The sequence below is a fragment of the Shinella yambaruensis genome (genome assembly GCF_050859155.1).
In the GTDB taxonomy this organism is placed as follows: Bacteria; Pseudomonadota; Alphaproteobacteria; order Rhizobiales; family Rhizobiaceae; genus Shinella; species Shinella yambaruensis.
The window spans coordinates 2,406,473-2,420,519 of sequence record NZ_CP150638.1 but is presented as its reverse complement, the minus strand read 5'-3'; the positions used below and the strand labels follow the sequence as shown (position 1 = coordinate 2,420,519).

The window sequence follows — 14,047 nt, the reverse complement described above, 5'->3', positions numbered from 1 at the left end:
GCTCCCATTTCGGCTGACCGTGCCCGGTGAAGCAACTAGAGAAAAACAAAACCGCTCGCCCTTTCAGACGAGCGGCTCCGTGCACGGCGCTGCGGCAATGGGCTGCAACCGGTGGGTGGCCGCGCATAAAGCAACGATACCACATCGTATAGGGGACGGCCAGCGCGCGTCGAGTGTGGGGGACGTGGTGATCGCGCTGGCCTGTGGTGTAAAAAATGCCGCGCGTCACCACGCTGAGGAGCTGCAGCGCGCGGCACCTTCCTGATCGGACATGACTACGGTCGGGAAGGAAGAAATGGAGCCCCTGGCGAGATTCGAACTCGCATCATCCGTTACCGCTGTCGGGCTAGAAGTCCCGCGCGGGTACAGGGGCGAAATGGTTAGGAGGGATAAACCGCGTATTCGGCGCGCTCGACCCAGGCATATGCGCGGTCGCCCGCACGATTCTCCTCGACCCACTCGTCGACGGCTTCCTTCGCGTGCTCGAAACTGAGCGCGACACCAAGGCAACCGACCTGACCGTTGCGGCACGTCATCATCACGAATCTCGGCTGGGTCATGCCGCCACCTCCGGATACTTGATCCCGCTGGCAATCACCGGTACGTATTCCGGTGTGATCGTCATGACACGCTGGTCGCCTCTGTAGAGGGCGACGCCGAGGTCATGCTCGTTGTGACGCAGCATGTACTGCTCGCCGCCGATAAAGACCGTACTGCCTTCTGGATACCAATCGCGCCAAGTCATCTCGCACACTCCCCATAGATTTCGCCCTTACGAACCGTCTTGTAGGTCAGCCAGTCCATCGCACCGCGCCCGGTGTTGCATTCGCTGCAAGCCAGCGCGAGGTTGTCGGGAGCGTTTGTCCCGCCGTCCGCCTTGCGGCGAAGGTGCTCGATCGTTTCGCTCGAAGGATGTGGCTTTTTGTCCTTGTGTGGCGGCCCCATCTGGCGAGCGCAGTAGCAGCACATCCCGCCCTGCGCTTCGCGGAGGCGGCGGCGTACCCTCATGAACTTGGTCATGCCACGCCCCTCCGCATCTGCTCATCCAGCCCGCCCCAGTCGGCTATGCCGGATTCGGCAGGGTCATGCTCACAACCGAAGTCGGCGCCCCATCCGCTGCCGCGCCATGACGGCCCGCCCTGCATAATGGACTCGGTCCATCCAAGGTCAGGCTCACCGTCTTCATCCGGCTCGCGGCCGTCATGTTCGGCCTCACGGTCATCGCCCCACATGTCAATGCCGGAGAGGTAGGGTTCAAGATCGGGGTCGCCGTCAGCAGTATCGAGAAGGGCTATGAGCACGTCGATGGCGCGCTCGATCTTGTGGCGCTGGATGTTCATTTCGCAGCCTCCGCATCGAGTCCGACCAGCCTGCGATACATCGCAACCGTCTCCTCGGTGCTGGCTTCGACCTTCGTGATCCGCAACGCCTCCAGGGTGGCGACCTTGAGGCGGAGAAGGTGCGGGTTGCCGTCGTAGCACATGACGTCGGCGTCACTGCCGCGTACACCAAGGATCATCAGGGGCCATTTGCGTCCGCCTTCTTTCTCGAAGTCGATCACGTCGCCGGCCTGAAACTTCGGCGGGTTCTGGCATCGCAGATGACGCCGGAAGGCAGCGATCGTCTTCGGGTTGTTGGCGTTCCTTAACGGACCATTAGGTACGTTTCGTTTCGGCATGGGACACCTCGTTGCGTCTTTCGTATCTAGGTGATACCTTTAGATCACGACGATCCCGATGTCAATACCAAAAGGTCATAGTGATACCAATGGATCAGAATAACCTATCTGGCCGACAACTTGCGGCGGCAAGAACGCTCCTCGGAAAGACGCAGGCTGAGATTGCCTCGGCGGCGAAAATCAGTGTGCCCACTTTGAAGCGAATGGAGGCGAGTGAAGGAAGTGTGTCAGGCATGACGAACAACGTCGCGGCTGTTGTTGCCGCCCTGCTAGACCTTGGAATCGTCTTCATCCCGTCCAACGGCAACGGCCCAGGCGTGCGTCTGAGGGATCGGCAGGAATAGCCTCGCGCGCACGCGCGAGGTGAGACGGCACGCCGTAAGGTGCTCTACGAATTGGAGTTTCCTGAGACGAAGAATGGCGGTGATAGAAAATCAGTTCGCCACAATGGCGAACTGACTGAGGACAAGGCAGACCGCTTCACAAAGACCGCCGCCAACCCCTTGAAATTATTCGGCACCGATCCGTGCCAACGCGTTGATTTCACTCGATGCAAAATTGCATTCAGCGGTATGCGCAGATTTGCGCATACCGTCGAATCCTTCCGCGACAAGCGGGTCATCAACAAGCGCAATAGGCAACTTTCGAGGATCGACAGTCGAGTTGTATTGACGCATTTTTCCGAGAGAGGAGAAGTCATGCTTCAGAAGACCGGGTACTGCATCGCTATTGTCATTCTGTCTGCCGCCTGCTTCTGGGCGGTCGGACAGTGGTACTAGAGTCTGGTCGAGCCCTCGACAACCCCGCCGCGCAATGGCAGAGTTTGCCCACCACGACGATGTAGCCATGCCCGCCAAACCCATCCTCATATACCGCCTGACGCCTGCTCAGATCGACCTCATCGATCGCTTGGCGACGAGCGACGGAATCGTCATGGACGAACTCGCCTACCCGGATTTGGTGGCGTATCAGGAATTGGAGAAGCTCGGTTTCGCCGAAATGTGCATCGAGCCCCGGAAGAAAATCAAGATTGCGATCACCGACCAAGGGCGTCAGGTGCGGGCCGCCAGGTACATCTCCAGCAAGCCGGTCGTTCGCCTTACTGGACCGCAATTCCTCGCAATGCGCCTCCTTGCTGAAAGGCCGCGATCTTACAACGAAATCCCCGCCACCATGAAAGACACGGTGCGCCGACTGCGGTTGCGCGGCTGGGCAACCGTGGGGGAGGATGCCGAGGGGCGGTTCTGGACCGCGCTGACGACGGAGGGATGGGAGATTGTGGATCTGCTGGACTAGGGTCGCTGGGCCGCGCACCGGTACCGCACTGAATTTATTCACGAACCGTACCGATTTCGCTGATCCCGGCCTTCACATACACCCAATTTCTATATTCTATAGCGGCGGGCTCTGAAGGCCCTCCCAGTGGCATGAGCCAATGTGCCACTCGAATTGCCCCGCTTCGGCGGGGCTTTTTTTGTGTCAACCTCGAACGCCCAGTGGGTCGTCGGTAGGGTAGCAAAGAACCAGCACCTGGCGTCGCCTCAGGGTACGCATCCGGGGAAGGACGCCTTGCTGTTTTGAGAATTTTGGTGAGGCTCCGGCTATATCGACGTCAATATAGCCAGTGTTTTACCCATGGATATCATTCGCAGCGGTCGCCCGCAGATCAGGCGGCTGGAGATTGTAGAGAAAGGTCGTCGCCGGCACTTTAGTGACGAAGCCAAGCTGGCGATTGTCGCGGAGAGCTATAGTGGACCCCAGCAGGTATCGGCGACGGCTCGTCGCCATGAGATTACGCGCTTTCAGTTGAATAGCTGGCGCAAGGCGGTGCGGGAAGGACGGCTTGGGGGTGGTTCGTTGGCTGGCTTCGTTCCCGTTGTTGCGGATTATGACGCGGCGGCCGAGTATCCTGTTCCGGTTGCTGATCTGGAGCCTTCGGCGTCTGGTTCTGGTCGCATGGAGATCGTGATCGCGAACGGCCGGCGCGTTGTTGTCGACCGTGATGTCGATGTGGATGCGTTGCTGCGGATCGTCCGTGGCCTTGAGGGGCTGGAATGATCGCGATCCCGACGGGTGTTCGGGTTTGGCTAGCGACGGGCTACACGGATATGCGGTGTGGGTTCCCGTCGCTGGCGCTGCGGGTGCAGGAGGTGCTGAAGCATGACCCGTTGGGTGGCCACCTGTTCTGCTTCAGAGGCAAGCGCGGCGATCTGGTCAAGATCGTTTGGCACGATGGTCAGGGTGCCTGCCTGTTTACGAAAAAGCTGGAACGAGGAAGGTTCATTTGGCCTTCGGCCGAAGGTGGCGCGGTGGCAATCTCGTCGGCACAGCTTTCCTACCTGCTCTCCGGAATTGATTGGCGCGCGCCTCAGGAAACTTGGCGACCAACGCGAGTATGATTGCATTTAAGCATTGAGATTATTGGGAAATCTGGTTGAATGTCGTCATGACATTGCCGCCGCTTTCTCTACCTTCGGACCTCGCCAGCGCCCATGCGGCGCTGCTGGCCGAACGCACGGCGCGGGTGCAGGCCGAGGCGGAAGCCGCCAATGCAAAGGCACGGCTGTCAAGCACCGAAGCGCTGATCCTGGAGCTGCAACTCCTGATCGGAAAGTTGGAGCGCAACAGGCACGGGCCGAGCCGTGAGCGCACGCAGCGGCTGATCGACCAGTTGGAATTGCAGCTCGAAGAGCTGGTGGCGTCAGCGGCTGAGGACGAACTGGCGGCCGAAGAGGCCACGGCCAAAACGCAGACGGTGCGTGCCTTCACGCGTAAACGGCCAGTGCGCCAGCCCTGGCCGGAGGATATCGAGTGCGAGCGCATCGTCCTCGACGCGCCGACAACCTGCGCTTGCTGTGGTGGCTCGCGGCTATCGAAGCTGGGCGAGGACGTCACCAGAACGCTGGAGGAGATCCCGCGCCGCTTCAAGGTGATCGAGACGGTGCGCGAGAAGTTTACCTGCCGCGATTGCGAGGCGATCAGTCAGGCTCCCGCACCGTTCCATGCCACTCCACGCGGCTTTATCGGCCCTCAGTTGCTGGCCACGATCGTCTTCGACAAGTTCGGGCAGCACATCCCGCTGAACCGCCAGAGCACGCGCTTCAAATGTGAGGGCATCGATCTGTCGACCCAGACGCTCGCCGATCAGGTCGGACACGTCGCCTTTGCCCTAAAGCCGGTCTTCGACCTGATCGAGACGCATGTGTTCGAAGCCGAGCGGATTCACGGCGACGACACGACGATCCCCATCCTGGCCAAGGGCCAATGCACGACCGGCCGAATATGGGTTTACGTGCGCGACGATCAGCCATTCGCTGGGCCTGCACCGCCGGCGGCGGTCTTCTACGCCTCCAGCGACCGGCGCGGAGAACACCCGCAAAGGCATCTGGCCGACTTCAGCGGCATTCTTCAGGCTGATTGCTACAACGGCTTCAATCCGCTGTTCGACCGGACGCGAAAGCAGATGCCGGCAACGCCCGCGTTCTGCTTTGCTCATGCGCGCCGGAAGTTCTTCGAACTGGCCGATGTCGCGCGCAATGCCCGACGCGGCAAAGGAGCCAAGCCGATCTCGCCGATTGCCCTCGAGGCCGTCAAGCGCATCGATGCCCTGTTCGCCATCGAGCGCGATATCAACGGCCTGAGCGCAGCAGAGCGGCTTGCCGTCCGGCAGGAGAAGAGCAAACCCTTGCTGAACGATATGGAGGAATGGTTGTGCGCCGAGCGGCACGGCCTCTCGCGTTCATCGCCGGTGGCCGGGCCGATCGACTATATGCTGTCGCGCTGGGCCGACTTTGCCCGCTATGCCGACGACGGAAGGATCTGCATGACGAACAATGCTGCGGAAAGAGCGTTGCGCGGTGTCGCCTGCGGCAGAAAATCGTGGCTCTTCGCCGGTTCCGACCGCGGCGCCGATCGGGCGGCCATCATGCTCACGCTCATCATGACCGCACGGCTGAATGACGTGGATCCCAAGGCTTGGCTCGCCGATATCCTTGCTCGTATCGCTGACCTGCCGGTCTCGCGTCTGCCGGAATTGCTTCCGTGGGAGTGGAAGCGGCTACGCCAGGGCGAAAGTCCAGCCCTGATGCTGGCGGCCTGACGATGGCAGCTTCCCTGGTCCGTCTGAAGGTCACTCTTGATCATGTCGAACCGCTGGTGATGCGGCGCGTTGTCGTGCCGTGGCGCATCCGGCTCAGCCGATTGCATGAGGTCTTGCAGGCCGCGATGGGCTGGACGAATAGCCATCTCTACGAGTTCCAGATTCTCGACGTCGGTTTTGGTTTGCCCGACCAGGAATGGGGGGATGGCCCGATCGATGCGCGCAAGGTCTCGCTCCTGTCGGCAATCCAGGACACCGGCGCGAAATCCTTCAAATACCACTACGACTTCGGTGACGGTTGGACGCACAGCATCAAGATCGAGCGCACGTTCCCCATCATTGCGCTGGGCGACGCCATGCTGATCGAGGCGACGGGGCGCTGCCCGCCTGAAGACGTCGGCGGGCCTTGGGGATACCAGGAGTTCCGAGAGGCGCTTGCCGATCCCGCTCATGAGCGGCACGCCGAGCTGGCCGAATGGTGGGGCGCCAAAGACTTCGACCCGAACAATGCTGCGTTCGCCGATCTCAACAGAGCCGTTGAAGACCTGGTCGCAAAATGGGCGCGTCGATCACGCCGGAAAACCTGACGGTCCGCTACGCCACGCCCCCAACTCCGAACCGAACCTCACCACCATAGACCGATTGATTCTCATCCGCACGCGCAGAGACCGCGTGGCTGCTCGGATGCTTACGCCTCAGGCGCCGTCCGATTTTCCCCAGCCAAGCTTACGGCACAGCTCTTCACCCGCGATGATCGCTTCCTTCTGGGTCTTGAAGGGGCCTGACAGGTAGTGCGACCTGCCGCGGAATTCGACTAAGACGCCCTTGTTTAAAACGTCATAGACGATGTGCATTCCAATTTCATACTTCATCAAATCACCTCCTGCCCTCCATACGGCCGGCAGCGTGATCGGATCAAATCAATCAGCTCGTTAACCCAAAGAATTGAGGTTAATCAGGAAGCGGTCGTCGGCACCACCGGTTCCATCTTGACTCCTCCCAAAATGAGAACAAAATAGGAACATATTCCACCGAGCGGACCCAATTCCTATAGGTGCCCCATGTCGATCAAAGTCGCTCCACAGCAGGAAATAGACGCAGTCATCGAAGCCTACGGCGGCGACGCGAGGGCCGCTGTGCGCGAATTGCTGGCCGATGCGGATTTCCTTCGGGATCAACTCTACACGGCCTCAGTGCTGGTCTCTAAGGGGTACGCCCGTGGGTGGAGGCCCCGCTATGAACGGCCGTGCGATGGAGACTGAGCCGGCGATAGCCTCAAGCCGTGATGTCTGCTTTCATTTACCTTGAGTGTTTGACGCTGAAGCTGCATTAGGCTTCACTTACTTTCTTCGTAGACCGTAATTCCCATCTCCAGTATCTCGGCGAGATCGGATGCGTACCCGGCCTCTCGCAGAGATACAAATCTGCCGTAGTGATCGTCGGACAATCGACAAACGACCGCTCCGCCGCTTTGAACTTTAACGGCGTCGTCAATCGCAGCCTTTATTCCATGCGCCATGGTGCAGCTAGGTGATGAGCATGTAGAAACATATTGGTGGGCAGCAGTGGCCAAGTAAGTATAATGACAGCACCCCAATGTTGTTGGGCGTATCTTGTAGTCATTGTACTTTGATGGCTGAAGATTGTGCTGCGGGTCAAACGCTACCACGTTAAATACTTTTCCCTCATCGAAAAAACCCACAACCCGTCCAAGCGCCTTCGAGACATGAAATTGGAAGGTAAGCGCGCATTTCCCTGCGCGTTGACTTGGCCGCTATGAGGGTGATCGGCTTTTGCCGATGGGCCTTGATCAGTCAGGTGCGGTTTTTGCGAAGTTGAATGGCAGGAGGTCGTTGATGTCGGCGCCGTCTGGACGCTGCGGCATTTCGGTGAAGACGTGTCGCAACCAGGCGAATGGCTCGACGCCACAGGCGCGACAGGTCAGCATAAGGCTGTAGATGACGGCGCTTGCCTTGGCCCCATCGACGGTGTCACAGAAGAGCCAGGATTTTCTTCCGGTTGCAAAAACTCTTATGTCGCGTTCCAATAAATTGTTGTCGATCGGCATCCTGCCGTCTTCGGTGTAGCGGGTCAGATATTCCCACTGGTTTCGCGTATAGGAGATCGCATCGCCGAGCTTGGTGTCGGGCACGACCTTGGGAACCATCCTGTCGAGCCACTCCTTCAGGGCATCCAGGACCGGAACGCTGTGTTTCTGGCGCAAGCGTCGGATGCAATCGGCCCGCGTTTCGCCATCATCGGGCTTTTCGTCCCGCACCTGCCTTTCAATCCGGTAGAGCTGGTCGAAGAACTTCAATGCCTGCGCGGGCCGCCCGCTTTGTTTCTTCCCGGCCTTAAAGGCGTTGACGAAGCGTCGCCTGGCGTGCGCCATGCATCCGACATGCGTTGCGCCCTTCAGGGTGCGCCAGGCCTGATAGCCGTCGCTCATCAGGATGCCGCGATAGTCACCAAGGAAAGTCTGCGGATGCACCTGCCCACGACCGGGCTGATATTCGAGCAGCACAACCGGCTCGAGGCTGTCCTGCCCGCTGCGATAGGCCCAGATGTAGGACTCGTCCGTTGCTTTCCTGCCCTTTTCCTTCAGCACCTGCACCGTGGTCTCGTCACCATGGATGACGCTCTGCGACAAGAGCCGCTGTTTCAGTGCATCGTAGATGCGAACGAGGTGCTTTTCGCTCGAACCGATCACCCAATGGCCGAGGGCGCCACGGCTGACAGGAACGCCAGCACGCTCGAAGGCCTGCGCCAGGCGATAGAGAGGTGTCCCGTCGACATATTTGTGAACCAGCGCGAAGGCCAGCGTCGAGGCCGTGGCAATACTGCCCGGCAAGGGCTGTGCAGGCATCGGCGCGATGATGACAGGCGTGCTGATCCCGGTGCGCTCGCAGTTGCGGCAAGCATACTTCGCCCGGGCATTCTGCAACACGGTCGCCTTCACCTCGATATGCAGCTGCTCGGTGACGAGTTCGCCCATGCGATGCAACGGATGGCGGCAGCACGGACAGGTCTTCTGATCGTCGGCAAGGTCATATTCAACGCGTTGGCGGGGCAAGTTTGCCGGAAGAGGTTTACGCCCGCGCTTGACGCCTTCGGGCTTTTCCACCTCTGGCAATCCCGTGTCGGGAAGCTCAGTGGCGTCTGTCTCGTCACAATCGGCCAAGCCCTCATCCGCATCGGCCTCCAGAGCGGCGTTCTCGGCTTCATTGAAGACGCGATCCATATGCTTTTCGCTGCGCGGCGCAAAACGATGAAGTTGTGCAAGCGCCAGTTCTTCCTCGAGCTTGAAGACACGCTGTGCAAGAGCATCCCTTTCAGCCCGCAGCGCGGCGTTCTCCGCAGCATTCGCCGCCAGAAGCGCCATCAGTTCCGCAACATCAGGAGTGCCGGCTCGTGTCATCGTAGCTTTGAATCTGAGCCGCCCCGCTCCGTCAACAGCCTTCAGCCGACAAACTCATACTGCCGGACAGGATGGCGCACCATCGCGTCAAGATCGATGCCGTCAAGCAACCAGCGCAACTGTTCGGTATCGAGCGTCACGACCGGCGCCTCGCGGCGGGGCCAGCGAAACCGGTCTTCGGACAAGGCTTTCAAAACGAGCACAAACCCTGACCGCTCGAAGAACAGGAGCTTCATCCGGGTGCGCCGACGGTTGCAAAAGACGAACACAGCACGCTCGAACGGGCTCAAGCCCATCGACTGCTCGACTACGATCGCCAAGCTGTTGATCCCCGCACGAAAGTCGATCGGGTCCCGGTGAAGATAGACGCGAAGATCGTCAGCCAGCCGGAACATTGCAACGCCCCAGAACTTCGATCATCGCGGACAAGGCCTTCTCATCCGCATCTTCAAGCTCAAGCCGCACACCGTTCGGCAGAGACGCCGTCAGTCGCATTCCTGCCGATGATGGACGAGCCGGCATGTCGGGCTGCCGCGCAATCGGCGACGCTGAAACCACCGGAACAAAAGCCGATGTTTCCTCCCCCGCAACAACCGTCAAAGCACCCTCTGCCTGCCGATCTCGGCGAAGCTTCACCCAATTGCGTAACTGATTGGCGTTGACGCCGTGCGCCAGTGCCAGGCGGGCGACTGATACCCCGGGCTTCATTGCAGCGTCGATCAGCCGGTCTTTCTCGATGGGATCGAACCGTCGCTTCCCGTTGGAAAGAACCTTCACAGCCCGAAGGGGCCCCGATCCAGTCAAGATATCCAATGCCATTATGTCCACAGTCTCCGTTGTGGACACAGAATCCTTCATTCGATTTTCAATGAACAGGTGCCCCGAATTGTGCGCTTACATTGGAAGAACGGAAAATCCTGTTCGTTATCTAGGTATTCCTTTGCGACCCAGTCGAAGAACTTCCGGTCAACAGGTACCTTTTTCCCTTTCCAATCAATCTCATGAAATCGGAAACTAGACCTCGTGCCGAGGTCTTTGAAGAAGCTATCAAGGTCATAGGCACAAAGCGCTGCCAGCCTCTCGCAGACAGGTACAAACCAGCGAGAATCCTGATCGCCTATTCCAAATAATTCAGCTTGCCGCCAGAAACGCATCGAAAACGTCCAGCGCTGCTTAGGAGGTACATACCCAGCATTGGGCCGCGTAGCTCGCTCATGAACGACACCTTCAAGGACTGGCTTCATTGTGCCGGTGCGGGCTGAAGACGTGCCGCGTAGAATCTGCCCATCGTTTCTTCTGATAGGAGAGCTTCCGATCTCTCTGTGGGAGAAAGACCAGATCTGGCCTCGAGCCAGGGCGCTTCGCGATGGGTCATCTCTTCCAGTTGATCGCCAGTATAGTCCCCATATACCTCAAGCACGGCATCGATATGCGCTCTTTCGTGCGCTGCCGGGTTTGCAGGATTGAAATCGGCTAACAAATCGCTCAACTCTACCGTCGAGTACATGGACTTATAGTCCTTAAAGCGATCATACAGCTCCCGGCTTACAGGTCCGTGCACCCAAGCTTGAAAGCGACCTGCAAAAAGTTGGCCTCGACCGAAGGCGAGATGCCAAGCCTGCGCATAGTACATCAACTTGTGAAGCTTTAGAACGTTCACAAACACTCCGCCCGTGCGAAGTTTGAAGATGATGTAGTCTGCTACGTGGTGTATGTTGGCCATGGGTTTTCACTCTCTGTCCACAGTTGTTGTGAACACAACGCACATTATCATATTGACGATTCGCCATCAACGCGTTACGAGCACTCGCTGCTTCGTGCTCGTAACGCGCAATTTTGCCCTGCCGTGTCGGTAGTTAAGTCCTTTTAGCGTCAGTTTGTTCCTGATAGCCGCGGAGCATTTCCACCGCCACCCTCAGCAGTTCCGCCTCCATCACCGCAGACAGGGGCGCCGGCCGTGTCTCGCCTGGAGCGCCCATCCGCGGCACGGACAGGGTGTAGCCATCGCCACGCCGAATGAGCGCGCAGCCGGGCAAGGTCAGGTTGCCGATCTCTGCGGTGAAGGTGCAGGAAATCCGACCGCGGGACGGATTCATGTGTGTGATTTTAATCATTGCTTCCTGTTGCTGAGTAACGCTCGCGCAAGGGTACGTGTGGAATGTGCGCGCTTATTGTTAATGCAGGAGGCGCACCATGGGAGCGCGGACGAGTGTCTTCAATTCCAGTACAGAGCGCATCGCCTGGTCGATCGCCGCCCGGCATCTGGCCGCAGGCCAGAAGGACCCCGTGAAAATGATCATGGATGCCATAGTAGAAGAGCGGCAACGGTGCATCGAGCTGTTCGTCGCAGCGTCCGGGGATCGGGCAGCCGTCCCTGTCTTCATGATCGATCCGGATCACGAGTGGTAGCCCCCACCATGGGTCCCTTTCCAGCGGAAAAACAGCCGATGCGGGTCGGACATCCCGGCGCTCGTCTAGGTATAGACATAAAAAGCTCGGCAACAGTTGCCCTGCAAAAGCCCGTTTTCAGGGCGTTGTAGGGGTTGCCGTGGTGTTGCCGGCGTCAGCCGTAGGGCCGGCGGGCTCTTGCTCGTCGGATGAGTTGTCGTCGACGCCAGCGTCCGGCGCATATGGCGCGCCGAAGTCGATCGGCGTGCCGTTGCCGTCAAGCAGCCATATGATGTCCGTCCCGAGCGCATAGAATGCGCTTTGGCTCATGGTCAGGTCCTTTGATGTGGGGTGGTGAGCGGGGCGATGGAATTTCAGACCACGGCGCGGTACAAAGGCGTTGCCGGGTGTTCCCCCAAAGTCCTTCCGGCGGGACCCGGTTGGGCGATAGGGCGCTTGGCCGGGTCTTTTTGTTTTAGGTATCCTGAGTTGCATTCTCTTCTTCGGCATGCTTCATAAGCTGCTAACGAAAGGAGAGGCCCATGGAAGATCGCACAAACAAGGCTCGTGACGCGGACAAGAACGAACGCACTTCAAAGCCGTCGGCTGTCGGCGAGGATGGCGATGTCTATTTCTTCAATCCATGGGACAGGCATTTCGAAGCTGAGCAAAAGCCTCAAACGCACAAATTCGAGTTCTGAGCATCGCCGTGGCAGCGCTGCATGTTTGCTTTCCGGCCCGTTCGGGCTAGACCTCAAACATGGACCTGTTCGCGCGGCTTGCATTGAGGATGGCATACTGGCTTCGCCACCCGCCCTCGCGCCAGCATGTCTACGTTATGGCGATCGCTGTTGCCATCGCCGCCCTCATCGTGACCATCGAATATCTCGGCTATTGGCCTGACTGGATGAGGGCGGAGCGCCTGCCGCGCAGTCCGCTAAACAAATAGGACTGGAATAACGCCATCATCGGAAGGTGGCGACCGAACGACAAGCGCGATTAAGCGTTGACGAGATGCCGTCAAACGTGCGGAATTGCTGTAAAGGGACAACTTCACGACGGCACTTCTTTTCCAATGTCTTTTAGAAACCGCTACGACATCGCTGCGCCGTGGATAGTCGTCTGTGTCGGCTTCGGACTGATTATTCCAACCCTGTTCTGGTTAGTGTCGACCGAAAAATACCACGCCGTATATCAGCAGGAAGCTGCCAAAGCTCAGCGCAGCGAAGCCCATCAGACCTTTCAGCAGCACTGCGTCGACGGCCTTACCAGACAGGAACTGGTCGCATGCTACAAAAACGCCATAGACACCGCCCGTGAGCCCGAGCGCTCCGAGCGAAATTTGAAGGCTCAGGAGGATGTAGCCTCTTGGGCCATGGGAACGTTGGTTGTCACGTTCCTTAGTCTTATGGTCACCGGTGTCGGCGTTATCTTGGTGGCGTGCACCCTCAAGCATACCCGCCGTGCCGCCGACTACGCGGCCGACATGATCGATGAAGCCAAGGAAACCACCAGAGCCGCTGTCGGCATGAACGACCTCACCAGGGCCCTTGAGACCCCACTGCTCGGGATTCGCATGCCGGAAGGATTGGTTGAGTTTGACAGCAATGGTTTCAAGAAGCGGCCAGTCAAGTTCCGCATAGTGAACATGGGAAGATCGCCCGCAGAGATCGTTGACGTTGCTCGGATATGGGTCGGTACGGACGGTAGTTTCCCGCCCCCTGTCACTGAGGAGAACATTGCATCGGGCAAGATCAAGCCGCTGTCCCGCTGGGTTGCACCACAAAGTGAGACGGAACCGATCTGGGCGGATGACAGGCAACTCCCCGCCTTTGAAGGAGTAGCTCCACGCCTCATCTTCTTCCTGGGTTTTGTCCGGTATCGAGATGCCATGAAGAGGAGATACATAGCGGGGTTCTGCTACTTCATAAATCCCAACGGGGAAAGCGAGTTCGCCTATGCGTGGCCCGACAAAAATGTAGAGGGTTACAATTACTGTCGCGAGGAAGAGTGAAACTCTCATCGCCCGTCAGCCCACCATCGGCCACTGCTCGACGATCACCTCTCGCCCGGCCTCTGTGAGATATCCCGTCTCCACCAGAGCGGCGAGGCCCTGTACCGTGATCGGTAGATCCCGCTCGATCGAGATCGCGATCTCGAACTCGTCCCAGAACGTCGCCAGCCTTGGATCGCGCTTTGCGGCAGCGGTCGTTTCGCGGCTCATATCCCCTGCTGTCTGAACCAGATCGATGAATTGGTAGTGGGTCAGGACAGCAGGCACCGACGCGGGAACGGCGGGCGGGCCCCACGTGTCGCCATTAAGGACCCAGCCGAAATCGACGCCGGTCGCGTCCGCGTCCACCACCTCGGCGTCCGGATAGAGCGCCTCGGCGGTGGCGAGGTCAGGCGCCTCGAATATGTCGATGATGGTGTTGTTGATTGCGATCGCTGCCCGCATGTTTCT

General features: G+C 58.9%; 23 protein-coding genes and 1 tRNA gene. 10 read left to right on the top strand and 14 right to left on the bottom strand.

Annotated features, from left to right (window positions below):
• Window positions 1-296 precede the first annotated feature (296 nt).
• The 6 genes from WMC41_RS12000 to WMC41_RS11975 all read right to left on the bottom strand — a co-directional run bounded on the left by WMC41_RS12000 (window position 297) and on the right by WMC41_RS11975 (window position 1,678).
• Window positions 297-373 (bottom strand) — tRNA-OTHER (locus tag WMC41_RS12000).
• Window positions 374-380: 7 nt separating this feature from the next.
• Window positions 381-560, bottom strand: coding sequence for a hypothetical protein (locus WMC41_RS11995; protein ID WP_432343416.1), 180 nt, complete (start codon window positions 558-560; stop codon window positions 381-383).
• Window positions 557-745 carry a hypothetical protein gene (locus WMC41_RS11990; RefSeq protein ID WP_432343414.1) on the bottom strand — a complete coding sequence of 63 codons (189 nt, stop codon included), beginning with the start codon at window positions 743-745 and terminating at the stop codon, window positions 557-559. The genes WMC41_RS11995 and WMC41_RS11990 overlap by 4 nt, the downstream gene beginning before the upstream one ends.
• Window positions 742-1,020, bottom strand: a complete 279-nt coding sequence (locus tag WMC41_RS11985) for an HNH endonuclease (RefSeq protein ID WP_432343412.1) — start codon at window positions 1,018-1,020, stop codon at window positions 742-744. The genes WMC41_RS11990 and WMC41_RS11985 overlap by 4 nt, the downstream gene beginning before the upstream one ends.
• Window positions 1,017-1,340, bottom strand: a complete 324-nt coding sequence (locus tag WMC41_RS11980; protein WP_432343410.1) for a hypothetical protein — start codon at window positions 1,338-1,340, stop codon at window positions 1,017-1,019. Before WMC41_RS11980 ends, WMC41_RS11985 begins: the two co-directional genes overlap by 4 nt.
• Complete coding sequence (locus WMC41_RS11975) at window positions 1,337-1,678, bottom strand: hypothetical protein (RefSeq protein WP_272805567.1); 342 nt, start codon at window positions 1,676-1,678, stop codon at window positions 1,337-1,339. Before WMC41_RS11975 ends, WMC41_RS11980 begins: the two co-directional genes overlap by 4 nt.
• 89 nt (window positions 1,679-1,767) lie before the next feature.
• On the opposite strand from WMC41_RS11975, the gene WMC41_RS11970 reads away from it, so the two are divergent.
• The 7 genes from WMC41_RS11970 to WMC41_RS11940 all read left to right on the top strand — a co-directional run bounded on the left by WMC41_RS11970 (window position 1,768) and on the right by WMC41_RS11940 (window position 6,364).
• Window positions 1,768-2,022: a helix-turn-helix domain-containing protein gene (locus tag WMC41_RS11970; RefSeq protein ID WP_272805568.1), complete on the top strand. Its 255-nt coding sequence runs from the start codon at window positions 1,768-1,770 to the stop codon at window positions 2,020-2,022.
• A gap of 39 nt (window positions 2,023-2,061) precedes the next feature.
• Window positions 2,062-2,457, top strand: a complete 396-nt coding sequence (locus WMC41_RS11965) for a hypothetical protein (protein WP_272805569.1) — start codon at window positions 2,062-2,064, stop codon at window positions 2,455-2,457.
• Window positions 2,458-2,524: 67 nt separating this feature from the next.
• The gene (locus WMC41_RS11960; protein WP_272805570.1) at window positions 2,525-2,974 is read left to right on the top strand and encodes a hypothetical protein; all 450 of its coding nucleotides are present in this window, start codon (window positions 2,525-2,527) and stop codon (window positions 2,972-2,974) included.
• Window positions 2,975-3,313: 339 nt separating this feature from the next.
• Window positions 3,314-3,736 (top strand): IS66-like element accessory protein TnpA, encoded by a 423-nt coding sequence (gene tnpA, locus WMC41_RS11955; RefSeq protein WP_432343407.1) that lies wholly within the window; start codon window positions 3,314-3,316, stop codon window positions 3,734-3,736.
• Window positions 3,733-4,077: an IS66 family insertion sequence element accessory protein TnpB gene (tnpB, locus tag WMC41_RS11950; protein ID WP_050746938.1), complete on the top strand. Its 345-nt coding sequence runs from the start codon at window positions 3,733-3,735 to the stop codon at window positions 4,075-4,077. Before tnpA (WMC41_RS11955) ends, tnpB (WMC41_RS11950) begins: the two co-directional genes overlap by 4 nt.
• Window positions 4,078-4,124: 47 nt before the next feature.
• Window positions 4,125-5,777, top strand: coding sequence for an IS66 family transposase (gene tnpC, locus WMC41_RS11945; RefSeq protein ID WP_432348327.1), 1,653 nt, complete (start codon window positions 4,125-4,127; stop codon window positions 5,775-5,777).
• A 2-nt stretch (window positions 5,778-5,779) separates the two neighbouring features.
• The gene (locus WMC41_RS11940; protein WP_432343405.1) at window positions 5,780-6,364 is read left to right on the top strand and encodes a plasmid pRiA4b ORF-3 family protein; all 585 of its coding nucleotides are present in this window, start codon (window positions 5,780-5,782) and stop codon (window positions 6,362-6,364) included.
• Between the two features lie 108 nt (window positions 6,365-6,472).
• On the opposite strand, the gene WMC41_RS11935 is transcribed toward WMC41_RS11940, so the two are convergent.
• From WMC41_RS11935 to WMC41_RS11910, 6 genes are all read right to left on the bottom strand, one after another.
• Window positions 6,473-6,649, bottom strand: coding sequence for a hypothetical protein (locus tag WMC41_RS11935; RefSeq protein WP_272805571.1), 177 nt, complete (start codon window positions 6,647-6,649; stop codon window positions 6,473-6,475).
• A gap of 938 nt (window positions 6,650-7,587) precedes the next feature.
• Window positions 7,588-9,195, bottom strand: coding sequence for an IS66 family transposase (tnpC, locus tag WMC41_RS11930; protein WP_432343401.1), 1,608 nt, complete (start codon window positions 9,193-9,195; stop codon window positions 7,588-7,590).
• A gap of 41 nt (window positions 9,196-9,236) precedes the next feature.
• Window positions 9,237-9,590 carry an IS66 family insertion sequence element accessory protein TnpB gene (gene tnpB, locus WMC41_RS11925; protein ID WP_269832258.1) on the bottom strand — a complete coding sequence of 118 codons (354 nt, stop codon included), beginning with the start codon at window positions 9,588-9,590 and terminating at the stop codon, window positions 9,237-9,239.
• Complete coding sequence (gene tnpA / locus WMC41_RS11920) at window positions 9,574-10,014, bottom strand: IS66-like element accessory protein TnpA (protein ID WP_332909300.1); 441 nt, start codon at window positions 10,012-10,014, stop codon at window positions 9,574-9,576. Before tnpA (WMC41_RS11920) ends, tnpB (WMC41_RS11925) begins: the two co-directional genes overlap by 17 nt.
• Window positions 10,015-10,049: 35 nt before the next feature.
• Window positions 10,050-10,349 carry a hypothetical protein gene (locus tag WMC41_RS11915; protein WP_432343397.1) on the bottom strand — a complete coding sequence of 100 codons (300 nt, stop codon included), beginning with the start codon at window positions 10,347-10,349 and terminating at the stop codon, window positions 10,050-10,052.
• Window positions 10,350-10,435: 86 nt separating this feature from the next.
• On the bottom strand, window positions 10,436-10,918 hold the full coding sequence (locus WMC41_RS11910) for a Panacea domain-containing protein (RefSeq protein ID WP_432343395.1): 483 nt from the start codon (window positions 10,916-10,918) through the stop codon (window positions 10,436-10,438).
• A gap of 470 nt (window positions 10,919-11,388) precedes the next feature.
• Here WMC41_RS11910 and WMC41_RS11905 point away from each other — a divergent pair, with 470 nt between their 5' ends.
• On the top strand, window positions 11,389-11,604 hold the full coding sequence (locus tag WMC41_RS11905) for a hypothetical protein (RefSeq protein WP_432343393.1): 216 nt from the start codon (window positions 11,389-11,391) through the stop codon (window positions 11,602-11,604).
• A gap of 117 nt (window positions 11,605-11,721) precedes the next feature.
• On the opposite strand, the gene WMC41_RS11900 is transcribed toward WMC41_RS11905, so the two are convergent.
• A complete protein-coding gene (locus WMC41_RS11900) occupies window positions 11,722-11,913 on the bottom strand; it encodes a hypothetical protein (RefSeq protein ID WP_432343391.1) in 192 nt (63 codons plus the stop codon).
• Between the two features lie 212 nt (window positions 11,914-12,125).
• On the opposite strand from WMC41_RS11900, the gene WMC41_RS11895 reads away from it, so the two are divergent.
• Together WMC41_RS11895 and WMC41_RS11890 are read left to right on the top strand one after the other, a co-directional pair.
• On the top strand, window positions 12,126-12,284 hold the full coding sequence (locus tag WMC41_RS11895) for a hypothetical protein (RefSeq protein WP_432343389.1): 159 nt from the start codon (window positions 12,126-12,128) through the stop codon (window positions 12,282-12,284).
• A gap of 374 nt (window positions 12,285-12,658) precedes the next feature.
• Window positions 12,659-13,597, top strand: a complete 939-nt coding sequence (locus WMC41_RS11890; RefSeq protein ID WP_432343387.1) for a hypothetical protein — start codon at window positions 12,659-12,661, stop codon at window positions 13,595-13,597.
• Window positions 13,598-13,612: 15 nt separating this feature from the next.
• Here WMC41_RS11890 and WMC41_RS11885 read toward each other — a convergent pair whose 3' ends face one another.
• Window positions 13,613-14,041 (bottom strand): hypothetical protein, encoded by a 429-nt coding sequence (locus WMC41_RS11885; RefSeq protein WP_432343385.1) that lies wholly within the window; start codon window positions 14,039-14,041, stop codon window positions 13,613-13,615.
• Window positions 14,042-14,047: the final 6 nt, after the last annotated feature.

Excerpts from the sequence above, each read along its gene's own strand:
- WMC41_RS11960 (WP_272805570.1), top strand. The coding sequence starts at position 2,525 with ATGCCCGCCAAACCCATCCTCATATACCGCCTGACGCCTGCTCAGATC.
- tnpC (WP_432343401.1), bottom strand. The coding sequence starts at position 9,195 with ATGACACGAGCCGGCACTCCTGATGTTGCGGAACTGATGGCGCTTCTG.
- WMC41_RS11935 (WP_272805571.1), bottom strand. The coding sequence starts at position 6,649 with ATGAAGTATGAAATTGGAATGCACATCGTCTATGACGTTTTAAACAAG.
- WMC41_RS11980 (WP_432343410.1), bottom strand. The coding sequence starts at position 1,340 with ATGAACATCCAGCGCCACAAGATCGAGCGCGCCATCGACGTGCTCATA.
- WMC41_RS11985 (WP_432343412.1), bottom strand. The coding sequence starts at position 1,020 with ATGACCAAGTTCATGAGGGTACGCCGCCGCCTCCGCGAAGCGCAGGGC.
- WMC41_RS11940 (WP_432343405.1), top strand. The coding sequence starts at position 5,780 with ATGGCAGCTTCCCTGGTCCGTCTGAAGGTCACTCTTGATCATGTCGAA.
- WMC41_RS11970 (WP_272805568.1), top strand. The coding sequence starts at position 1,768 with ATGGATCAGAATAACCTATCTGGCCGACAACTTGCGGCGGCAAGAACG.
- tnpB (WP_050746938.1), top strand. The coding sequence starts at position 3,733 with ATGATCGCGATCCCGACGGGTGTTCGGGTTTGGCTAGCGACGGGCTAC.
- WMC41_RS11910 (WP_432343395.1), bottom strand. The coding sequence starts at position 10,918 with ATGGCCAACATACACCACGTAGCAGACTACATCATCTTCAAACTTCGC.
- WMC41_RS11900 (WP_432343391.1), bottom strand. The coding sequence starts at position 11,913 with ATGAGCCAAAGCGCATTCTATGCGCTCGGGACGGACATCATATGGCTG.
- WMC41_RS11905 (WP_432343393.1), top strand. The coding sequence starts at position 11,389 with ATGGGAGCGCGGACGAGTGTCTTCAATTCCAGTACAGAGCGCATCGCC.
- tnpA (WP_332909300.1), bottom strand. The coding sequence starts at position 10,014 with ATGGCATTGGATATCTTGACTGGATCGGGGCCCCTTCGGGCTGTGAAG.
- WMC41_RS11885 (WP_432343385.1), bottom strand. The coding sequence starts at position 14,041 with ATGCGGGCAGCGATCGCAATCAACAACACCATCATCGACATATTCGAG.
- WMC41_RS11990 (WP_432343414.1), bottom strand. The coding sequence starts at position 745 with ATGACTTGGCGCGATTGGTATCCAGAAGGCAGTACGGTCTTTATCGGC.
- WMC41_RS11915 (WP_432343397.1), bottom strand. The coding sequence starts at position 10,349 with ATGCGTTTCTGGCGGCAAGCTGAATTATTTGGAATAGGCGATCAGGAT.
- WMC41_RS11995 (WP_432343416.1), bottom strand. The coding sequence starts at position 560 with ATGACCCAGCCGAGATTCGTGATGATGACGTGCCGCAACGGTCAGGTC.
- WMC41_RS11890 (WP_432343387.1), top strand. The coding sequence starts at position 12,659 with ATGTCTTTTAGAAACCGCTACGACATCGCTGCGCCGTGGATAGTCGTC.
- WMC41_RS11895 (WP_432343389.1), top strand. The coding sequence starts at position 12,126 with ATGGAAGATCGCACAAACAAGGCTCGTGACGCGGACAAGAACGAACGC.
- WMC41_RS11975 (WP_272805567.1), bottom strand. The coding sequence starts at position 1,678 with ATGCCGAAACGAAACGTACCTAATGGTCCGTTAAGGAACGCCAACAAC.
- tnpA (WP_432343407.1), top strand. The coding sequence starts at position 3,314 with ATGGATATCATTCGCAGCGGTCGCCCGCAGATCAGGCGGCTGGAGATT.
- tnpC (WP_432348327.1), top strand. The coding sequence starts at position 4,125 with ATGACATTGCCGCCGCTTTCTCTACCTTCGGACCTCGCCAGCGCCCAT.
- tnpB (WP_269832258.1), bottom strand. The coding sequence starts at position 9,590 with ATGTTCCGGCTGGCTGACGATCTTCGCGTCTATCTTCACCGGGACCCG.